This window comes from Hanamia caeni (assembly GCF_003721595.1).
Classification (GTDB): Bacteria; Bacteroidota; Bacteroidia; order Chitinophagales; family Chitinophagaceae; genus Ginsengibacter; species Ginsengibacter caeni.
The window spans coordinates 97,404-106,550 of sequence record NZ_RJJR01000019.1 but is presented as its reverse complement, the minus strand read 5'-3'; the positions used below and the strand labels follow the sequence as shown (position 1 = coordinate 106,550).

Annotated in this window: 6 protein-coding genes; 5 read left to right on the top strand and 1 reads right to left on the bottom strand. The window is 39.9% G+C overall.

The window, feature by feature from the left end; translation table 11 throughout:
* Positions 1-1,147: 1,147 nt before the first annotated feature.
* The 3 genes from EFY79_RS19105 to EFY79_RS19095 all read left to right on the top strand — a co-directional run bounded on the left by EFY79_RS19105 (position 1,148) and on the right by EFY79_RS19095 (position 6,888).
* Positions 1,148-2,833 carry a PAS domain-containing protein gene (locus EFY79_RS19105; protein WP_317128046.1) on the top strand — a complete coding sequence of 562 codons (1,686 nt, stop codon included), beginning with the start codon at positions 1,148-1,150 and terminating at the stop codon, positions 2,831-2,833.
* A 227-nt stretch (positions 2,834-3,060) separates the two neighbouring features.
* Positions 3,061-4,827, top strand: coding sequence for an Ig-like domain-containing protein (locus tag EFY79_RS19100; protein WP_123122347.1), 1,767 nt, complete (start codon positions 3,061-3,063; stop codon positions 4,825-4,827).
* Positions 4,828-4,914: 87 nt separating this feature from the next.
* A complete protein-coding gene (locus tag EFY79_RS19095) occupies positions 4,915-6,888 on the top strand; it encodes an OmpA family protein (RefSeq protein ID WP_123122346.1) in 1,974 nt (657 codons plus the stop codon).
* Positions 6,889-7,084: 196 nt separating this feature from the next.
* On the opposite strand, the gene EFY79_RS19090 is transcribed toward EFY79_RS19095, so the two are convergent.
* Positions 7,085-7,906, bottom strand: coding sequence for an ABC transporter permease (locus tag EFY79_RS19090; RefSeq protein WP_148041980.1), 822 nt, complete (start codon positions 7,904-7,906; stop codon positions 7,085-7,087).
* 315 nt (positions 7,907-8,221) lie between these two features.
* Between EFY79_RS19090 and EFY79_RS19085 the strand changes: the two genes are divergently transcribed.
* On the top strand, positions 8,222-8,470 hold the full coding sequence (locus EFY79_RS19085) for a hypothetical protein (RefSeq protein WP_123122344.1): 249 nt from the start codon (positions 8,222-8,224) through the stop codon (positions 8,468-8,470).
* 221 nt (positions 8,471-8,691) lie between these two features.
* Positions 8,692-8,997, top strand: coding sequence for an RNA recognition motif domain-containing protein (locus EFY79_RS19080; protein ID WP_123122343.1), 306 nt, complete (start codon positions 8,692-8,694; stop codon positions 8,995-8,997).
* The last annotated feature ends 150 nt before the right edge of the window (positions 8,998-9,147 follow it).

The following is a 9,147-nucleotide window of genomic DNA, read 5'->3' as shown; positions in this document are numbered from 1 at the left end:
TTTCCAGGTGAAAGAAAAGTTCATTTGCCGAAGCAATCTCCAGGTAAAGAATAACTTCATAACTACGAGATTGCTCGTCGCTATAGTTTTTAATTAAAAAAATGAAATTATTCAAGCTCCCCGCAATGACGATTAAAAGGAGATTGCTTCGTCGCTATGAGATTAATTAAAAAAATGAACATTATCCAAGCTCCTCGCAATGACGATTAAAAGATGAACAGTCACCAACTTATCAGCATCACGAACATTACCAGTGCAAACTCACCACCGCGGCGTCATTGCGAGGCAAAAGAAAAAATTCCAGGTGAAAGAAAAATTCATTTGCCGAAGCAATCTCCAGGTAAAGAATAACTTCATAACTACGAGATTGCTCGTCGCTATAGTTTTTAATTAAAAAATGAAATTATTCCAGCTCCCCGCAATGACGATTAAAAGGAGATTGCTTCGTCGCTATGAGATTAATTAAAAAAATGAACATTATCCAAGCTCCTCGCAATGACGTTTAAAAGTGAACATTCTCCAACTTATCCGCATAACGAAAACTGCCAGTGCAAACTCAATACTGCGGCGTCATTGCGAGGCAAAAGAAAAAATTCCAGGTGAAAGAAAAGTTCATTTGCCGAAGCAATCTCCAGGTAAAGAATAACTTCATAACTACGAGATTGCTCGTCGCTATAGTTTTTAATTAAAAAAATGAAATTATTCCAGCTCCCCGCAATGACGATTAAAGGGAGATTGCTTCGTCGCTATGAGATTAATTAAAAAAATGAACATTATCCAAGCTCCTCGCAATGACGATTAAAAGATGAACATTCTCCAACTTATCAGCATCACGAACATTACCAGTGCAAACTCACCACCGCGGCGTCATTGCGAGGCAAAAGAAAAAATTCCAGGTGAAAGAAAAGTTCATTTGCCGAAGCAATCTCAGCGTTCCTTGAAATAATAAGAAGATTGCTTTGTCGCTAAACGAGGGTCCACATATTGAGGTTGAGTTGCGGAAATTGTACCTTTCCGAAGTGGGACGTTCTGTGGAACCGGCATTCAGATATATTGGCAGCCTTATTGCTATATATCCGGCTAAGGTTACTATACCCTATAATCCAATACTGACTGCAAATCCTACAAACCTCTAAATAAAAAACTTCTGTCTCATCAAAAATATTTCACTTCGGGCGCGAATAACGATACGCTTCTTCAGCTCGCCTTTAGTAATGTAGCACAGGCAAACCTCGTTACGATTGTCAGCAGCGGAAAGATCATATTGACTAATAACGCCGCACGCAAACTGACTGGCTATTCTAAAAGAGAGTTATTAAACAAAAGCATCACATCTTTTTTCACTGCAAACGAAAGCAGTTTTAGAAAAATGCTCAGGCAAAGGAATGCTGAAGGGCAAGCGGTAGCCCGTGTAAAAGTTTTAAAAAAAAGTGGGGAGTCGCTCACCTGTGAAATCACTTCTGCTGTTTTTACGGATGAGGATGGAATTGAAAAAGCGATTACCACCATTGCTGATATAAGTCAACGCATTCTGAAGCAAAAAGAAATTGACAATAGAAAACATGAATTAGTCGAAGCCAATATTATTCTTGCTAAATCAAAGCAAAAAAAGATTGAAGAAAAGAAAGATAAAAAAGTGGCACATGATATCGTTGTTGCGCAGGAAAAATCGGATGCAAGATTTGCGGAAAATAACGAATGGATAAAACACATAGCCAAAACGTCGTACGATGTTATGTGGGACTGGGATATTGTTACCGGTGAAATCTATGTAGGTGATAGTATTGAGGAAGTATTTGGTTATAAAGTGCAAAATAATACCGTATATTTTAATCATTTTAGCCATTGCCTTATCCGGGATGAAAAAAATGTTGTTGAAAAAAAACTATGGGATACCCTTTTTTCAGATAATAAAAGCTGGGACGATACCTATATGTTCAGACGCTGTGACGGATCTGTGGCCTCAACTACCAGCAGGGCGAGCATTGTGAGAGATGAACAGGGAAAAGCGATAAGGCTTATCGGGGCTATACAGGATGTAAGCAAGCTGCAGGAACTTGAAAAAAAGCTTAAGGAAAATTCTAATGAAAAAGATAACAGTGAAATATTGCTGAAAGCTTCCCATCTTTCTTTTGAGGGGATATGGCACTGGAATCTGGTAACGAATGAATTTTTTTTAAGCGACAGATTTGAAGAATTATTTGGATATGGCACAAACCACAATGCCGGCGATATGGCTGCAGATTGGGTTAATTACTTCCACCCTGATGATAAAGAAGCTATCACAAAAGGCATAAACGACGCAATTGCATCACCGGTTATGTACTGGGAAAATACTTGTCGCTTTATTAAGGCCGATGGTTCCATTGCCAAAGTATTTAACAGGGCAACCATTATTAGAAATAAGGATGGAAAGGCCAGCCGTATAATAGGGGTTATGCACGACATTAGCTGGCAAATGGAAAAGAAGGCCGCGGCTGAACCAACGTACGATAAAAAACCGGTTCTTATTGAAAAAATAAAAAACATCATTGTGAATTTGGTTCATCATTCAGATGACCAGTTGCAAATGAATTTTTCAGATTACCTCAGCAAGGAACTGCATTATGATTACACTTATCTCTCTAATCTTTTTTCAGAAGCAGAAGGCATTCCCATCCGCAAATTTATTATTGCACAAAAAATTGAGCGGGTGAAAGAATTAATCATTGCGGGTGAATTAACCCTTACACAAATAGCCTTGAAACTTCATTACAGCAGTATCGCTCATTTGTCCAACCAATTTAAAAAGGTGACCGGTTTAACCCCATCTTACTTCAAACAACAGCACTAAAACCACCTACCGGATTTGTAATATGTGTGAAAGATGTAACTCTTTTCGCAAAATCATGTAACACCTCTACAGATTTTATTGACCTAATGTGGCGTTTTATTATCGTGTAAAAAATAAAAACACGACAATTAATTTAAAACACAGTTATGAAAAACAACTCTCTCCAAAAGGAGAAAACACTTAGGCACACATGTAAAGGCTACTCTCGCATTTTCCACAAATGGTTTATGTTATTACTACTGATTGTTTTTGCAGCGGCATGTAAAAAAGTTAACGAAGAACCGGGGACCATTGGCGTTTGTCCCAAGGTAATATCTACCAGCCCTGCCGATACTGCTTCGGCGGTTAGTCTTAACAAGACAATAGATGTCATGTTTAATGAAGTGATGAACGCTTCTACTATCAATGGGGCGACATTTACCATAACAAGGGGAACAACGCCCATTGCCGGGGTGATCACTTATGCGGGTACAACCGCAACTTTTTCGCCAGCCGATAATTTTTTGCCAAATACCAAATATACAGGAACAGTTACTTCGGGTGTTAAAGACCCGGCAGGCAATGCCATGGTAAGTAATTATGTCTGGAATTTTACAACAGGAGCAGGTCCGGATGTAACAGCACCAACAGTCATTTCTACCGATCCGGTGAATGCAGCCATAGGTGTGGCCCTCAACAAAAAGGTTTCAGCTACTTTTAGTGAAGTAATGGATTCTTTATCCACTACTACCAGCTTTACATTAGTAAATACAACGCTTGGCGGAACTGCCGTAAATGGTTCGGTTTCATATGCAGGAACAACGGTTGTTTTTTCTCCATCCGCTAATCTTGCTGCCAATACCACCTACACTGGTACCATTACTACCGGCGCTAAAGATGTGACCGGCAATGCACTTGCAGGCAAATACGTATGGAACTTTACAACGAGCGGCGATGCTACGCCACCCACTGTAATTGCTACAGACCCACTTAATGCTGCTACCAGCATAGCTTTGAATAAAAAAGTCACCGCAACATTCAGTGAAGCAATGGATTCCTCAACAATTAATTCTACTACCTTTACCCTCAAACAGGGAGCAAATGCAATTTCAGGAACGGTAAGCTACTCAGGTACTACTGCTACTTTTACTCCATCAGTTAATTTCGCTGCAAGCACTACTTATACAGCCACCATTACAACGGCAGCAAAAGACGTTGCAGGCAATTCACTGGTAAGTAATTACGTGTGGAGCTTTACTACAGCGTCAATACCACCTCCATCATTTTTGGGAAGCGCTGCTCTTTTTGGAGCGTTTGGCGGAAATGCGGGAATCACCAACCAGGGATTAAATACGATAATAAACGACGGAAGTATCGGTACAACTGCCGCTTCTACTTTAATAACAGGATTTCATGATGGAAAAACAAACGCTATTTATACAGAAACCCCACTTAATGTAGGAGATGTAACAGGGGGAATTTTCACAGCTCCTCCAACTCCCGGAAATGCAACTTCATTTACCATTGCAACGAAAGCCCTTGCAGATGCAACCATTGCTTATAACAGTATTTCGCCGGCTTCAAAACCAGGTGGAACTGATCCGGGTGCAGGTGAACTGGGAGGACTTACACTGGCTCCGGGTGTCTATAAATCTGCAAGCGGCACTTTTAAAATAACCAATGGGGATCTTACGCTCGATGCTAAAGGAGATCCGAATGCGCAGTGGATATTCCAGACCGCAAGCGGTTTAACAGTTGGTGTTGCCGGTCCATCAGGTGCCCGCAGTGTTAAAATGAAAAACGGCGGTCTGGCAAAAAATGTATATTGGTATGTGGGCAGTGCAGCTACTATTAACGGAGCAGGCGGCGGCATTATGAGCGGAACTATTATCGCTTCTGCAGGTGTTACTTTCTCTACCGCAGGTAATGCAGTTCAAACGGTATTGAATGGCAGAGCACTTTCCTTAAATGCCTCAGTTACCATGGTAAACACAACCATCAACGTACCACAATAACAACAATTATTAAACACCTCTAATTTCATCCCGCCGCAGGGCGGGATTTTTTCCCAATCAATACAATTAATTTTTAAAAAATATTTCATGTTACAATTTCATATATCGAAGAAAAAATTTGCAACCCTATTTCTGATGTTAATTTTTGCAGGGACCGCAGTGAATGCACAAAAGGTAAAGCGAACACAACCCGTATGGTGGTTTGGCGAATCGGGTGCCGCAAACTTTAATACTTATCGCGGTACCACGCAAATGCTGAACAGCAATTTAACAGTGCCGGCTGCATTTCACAAAGGATATGCTGTGAAGCCTTATCTTTCTTTACTTACTGAGTACAGGCCGAATAAAGTATGGGGTGGTATGCTCAATATAGGTTACGATAACCGCGGAGGAAAGTTTGATGGCGTAATAGCACCATGTAATTGTGCAGCAGACCTGTCAACCAATATCAGTTATGTAACTGTTGAACCGAGTTTACGCCTGGCTCCTTTTGCAAATGCCTTTTATATTTTCGCGGGACCTACGTTCAGTTTCAATGTGAGTAAAGAGTTTACTTACACACAGGAAAAACAAGCCGATACCAGGGGCGACTGGAGCGATATACACAAGACTGTATTTTCAGCCCAGGCAGGCGCAGGCATTGACATTCCGGTTTCTGCACGTGCAAGTGCAACACAGATGACCGTTTCTCCATTTGTGTCTTTTCTTACCGACTTTGGTCATGAACCACGGTCTGTAGAATCATGGTCATTCTATACAGTTCGTGCAGGCATAGCATTAAAGTTTGGAACTTCAAGGAAATCAATTGCAAAATCAGTTGAAGAACCTGTAGCAACCATACCGGTTGTCCAGGAAAAGGAAGTGCAGTTTTCAGTTCGCGCACCTAAAGTTGTTCCATTAAGCCGCCAGGTAAAAGAAACATTCCCGCTTATTAACTCAGTATTTTTTAATGCTGAATCAACTGAGATACCTGCCCGGTATATCCTGCTAAATGAAGATCAGGCAACCGCATTTAAAGAAACACAATTACAGGAAGGCCAGCCTGATAATTTAAATAATGGCCGTTCAACAAGGCAATTGGCAGTATATCATAATATTTTAAACATTATGGGAGATCGCATGCGTAACAATCCGAAAAGTACTATTACTTTAATTGGCGCATCAGATAAAAATCCGGCTGAAGGAAAAATAATGGCCGGAAATGTGAAGCAGTATTTGGTTAGCGTTTTTGGAATAGATGGTTCAAGGATAAGTATAAATGGAAGAGATAAACCTGCTATATCATCAGAACAACCCGGCGCTGACAAGGAGCTTGCGTTATTACGTGAAGAAGACCACAGGGTTGATATTGTAAGCACTTCTCCTGAATTGCTGATGCAGGTGGGAGGAAGTAGTTCAGCATTTTTAAAACCTGTAGAAATAAATACTACAGAAGCTAATCCATTAGACAGCTACGTTCTGTTTAATACAGACGGCGCTGCTGAATCATTAAAATCATGGTCGGTTGATGTTACTGACGAACAGGGTAACGTAAAGCATTATGGCCCTTATACACAAGACCAGGCTTCAGTTTCAGGAAAAGAAATTTTGGGCAGCAGCCAACAGGGCAATTATAAAATTATGATGATTGGGCAAACAAAAAATGGCGGTACCATTAAGAAAGAAAGCTCAGTTAGCTTAATGAAGATGGGGGATCCTAAACAGGAAGGATTACGGTACAGCATCCTGTTCAATTTCGATCAATCAAAATCAATTGCTGCTTATCAAAATTTCCTTACTGATATTATAGCGCCACTTGTTCCTGAGAATGGAACGGTCATTATTCATGGCCATACAGATATTATAGGAGATGAAGGATACAATCATACCCTATCCCAGGAAAGGGCAACAGCGGCTCAGCAGACCATTGAGCAGGCACTGGCAAAAGCCGGAACGAAAGGTGTAAAATTTCAATCGTATGGATTTGGTGAAGATGCAGGCACCGCGACTTTTGAAAATACAATTCCGGAAGAAAGATTTTATAACAGAACAGTAATTATTGATATTATTCCTGCTAAATAAACTAAAGAATTATTTAAAACAAAGATGCACAGGACTCAGATAGTTAAATCTGAGTCCTGTGTTTTTATTTTAATCTGACTCGTTCTAAAAAAAGTTTACAGGTTAATAGCTGTAGGCGGGGACGCCAACAGCAGCAGGGGATAGCAGAATAAAAACTCTCTTTAAAAGTTCGTTTACTGTAAACTATACTTTTCGGTCATTCGGTCCTCAAACTCTTTACCGGGTTGCGTGTTGCTGCCTTTAAAGTATTGGCACTTACAACTGCCAACGTTAATAAAAGGATTACTGCGCCTACAATAGCAAACATCCAAATGCTGATGGAAATCCGGTATTCATATTTTTGCAGCCAATTGTGCATCACCCACCAGCTTACCGGAACCGCGATCAGGAAAGCGATTAATACCAACCTCAAAAATTCTTTTGATATCAACAATATCAGTTGTTGTACGGAAGCACCCAAAACTTTCCGGATGCCAATTTCCCTGATCCTTTTTTCTATCGTGAATGCTGCCAGTCCTGCTAAACCTATGCAACAAATGAAAATAGCAAGCGCTGCAAAAAGATTGCTGAGTTTACTGATAAGATTTTCGTTAATGAATTTCTTTTCAAATTCTTTATCTGCAAAACTATAATCGAAGGCAAAACCTGGATTGTATTTCTTGAAAATCGGTCGAATCGAAGAAAGTGCTTTTTGAGGTGTAACGCCGTCGTTCAGCCGAACGCTTATGATGCCGGCATTTTGTTGCTTGTAAAGAATAATCATGGGATCAACCGGTTTAAACGGAGATTCCTGAACCAGATTACCAACGATTCCAAGCACTGTATATTCTTCGGATTTTCTTCCATAACGGATCTTCATTTCTATAGGATCTTTAACATCCATCGCCGTTACCGCCGCTTCATTCAGTAACACATAACTGCTGTCAGCAGGCGTTCCTGTAAAATCTTTTCCCTTCAGCACTTTAATGCCCATTGTTTTTGTAAAATCATTACCTACGAGCAACCCTGTAAAAATCATATTCACGAACCGGGATGGTAGAATAGCCTGTCAACCTGCAAAATTTGCTGGGGCATTGCAGCACACAACTCCTTCGGGAAAGCTGGTATCGTTTCGTGAGCCTGGAACATTTGCAGAGTTGTACATTTTATGCTTTACCTTAGCGCTGTCTTTTCATTGGCAGCATTCAGCCCTCGTTGTGGGGTTTTATCATATGTTGCAATCCGTTTTCAGTTTAGTTATTATCATTTTAGTTACAGGTTTTTGTTTTCTTTTATCAGTTTAGTGTAATGTTCTGGCAGTTATTTTATTGATTAACTTTTAAAAATTAACATTATGAATCTTTCTGAATTTATTGTATTAGGTGAGGCAGAGAAAAAATGGCAACTAATGAACAATGGTGTGGCATTGGCAAAACGAACCTTTGAGCATCAGATCATTTTCCTTTTTCAGTTAGAAGATTATTACGTGGAAGCCTATTGTAACGTTGATGACAAGGCAATTGTGGAGTTCAGGATATTACCGGATACCGATGCAATCAGCCCTTACCTGGAGGCGATTCCGATAGATGAATTGCTGAATTGATTTTTGGTTTATTGAATACACATCGGTTGTTATCCTTTTGAAGGATGAGTGAAGAATTATTTATTTCTTTGGCGATATGAAAATAACAATTACCTTCGCGCAGTTAAATTGAGCCTCGCATTAGTATTCATTAATTTTATTGCTTACGCAAATCTGCATCATAGTTAGTTTCTTACTTCTCGCCTTTCTCATTCATCATTAATCATTTAATTTTTTCAAGAATGAACATTTATGTTTCAAATTTAAGCTTCAACGTACAGGATGAAGACTTAAAAGAATTTTTTACTCCTTACGGAGAAGTTACCTCTGCTAAAATAATTACAGAGAGAGAAACCGGCAGATCAAGAGGCTTTGGCTTCGTTGAAATGGCTGACGAAACAGCTTCCAATAAAGCAATTACAGAATTAAACGGCGCCACTGTAGAAAACAGGGCTATCAGCGTATGTGTTGCGAAACCAAGGGAAGCGCGTCCTGCATCCAACAGAAATTTCAACAGCGGAAATAGTTATAACAAAAACAGGTATTAATATATTTTCCGAACAAGTTTAAAAGAGGCTGTACCGAAAGCGATTTTGGTGCAGCCTTTTTATTTTGCAAAAGTGAATAGATCTTTGTGTGTAACCTTTAGCATTTGTTATCCGCCGCGGGTGTTCCCTCTTTGTCTTCGTATGCTGTTA

Bases quoted from the DNA above. Each gene is read 5' to 3' on its own strand.
- EFY79_RS19100 (WP_123122347.1), top strand. From the start codon at position 3,061: ATGTTATTACTACTGATTGTTTTTGCAGCGGCATGTAAAAAAGTTAAC.
- EFY79_RS19095 (WP_123122346.1), top strand. From the start codon at position 4,915: ATGTTACAATTTCATATATCGAAGAAAAAATTTGCAACCCTATTTCTG.
- EFY79_RS19090 (WP_148041980.1), bottom strand. From the start codon at position 7,906: ATGATTTTTACAGGGTTGCTCGTAGGTAATGATTTTACAAAAACAATG.
- EFY79_RS19085 (WP_123122344.1), top strand. From the start codon at position 8,222: ATGAATCTTTCTGAATTTATTGTATTAGGTGAGGCAGAGAAAAAATGG.
- EFY79_RS19080 (WP_123122343.1), top strand. From the start codon at position 8,692: ATGAACATTTATGTTTCAAATTTAAGCTTCAACGTACAGGATGAAGAC.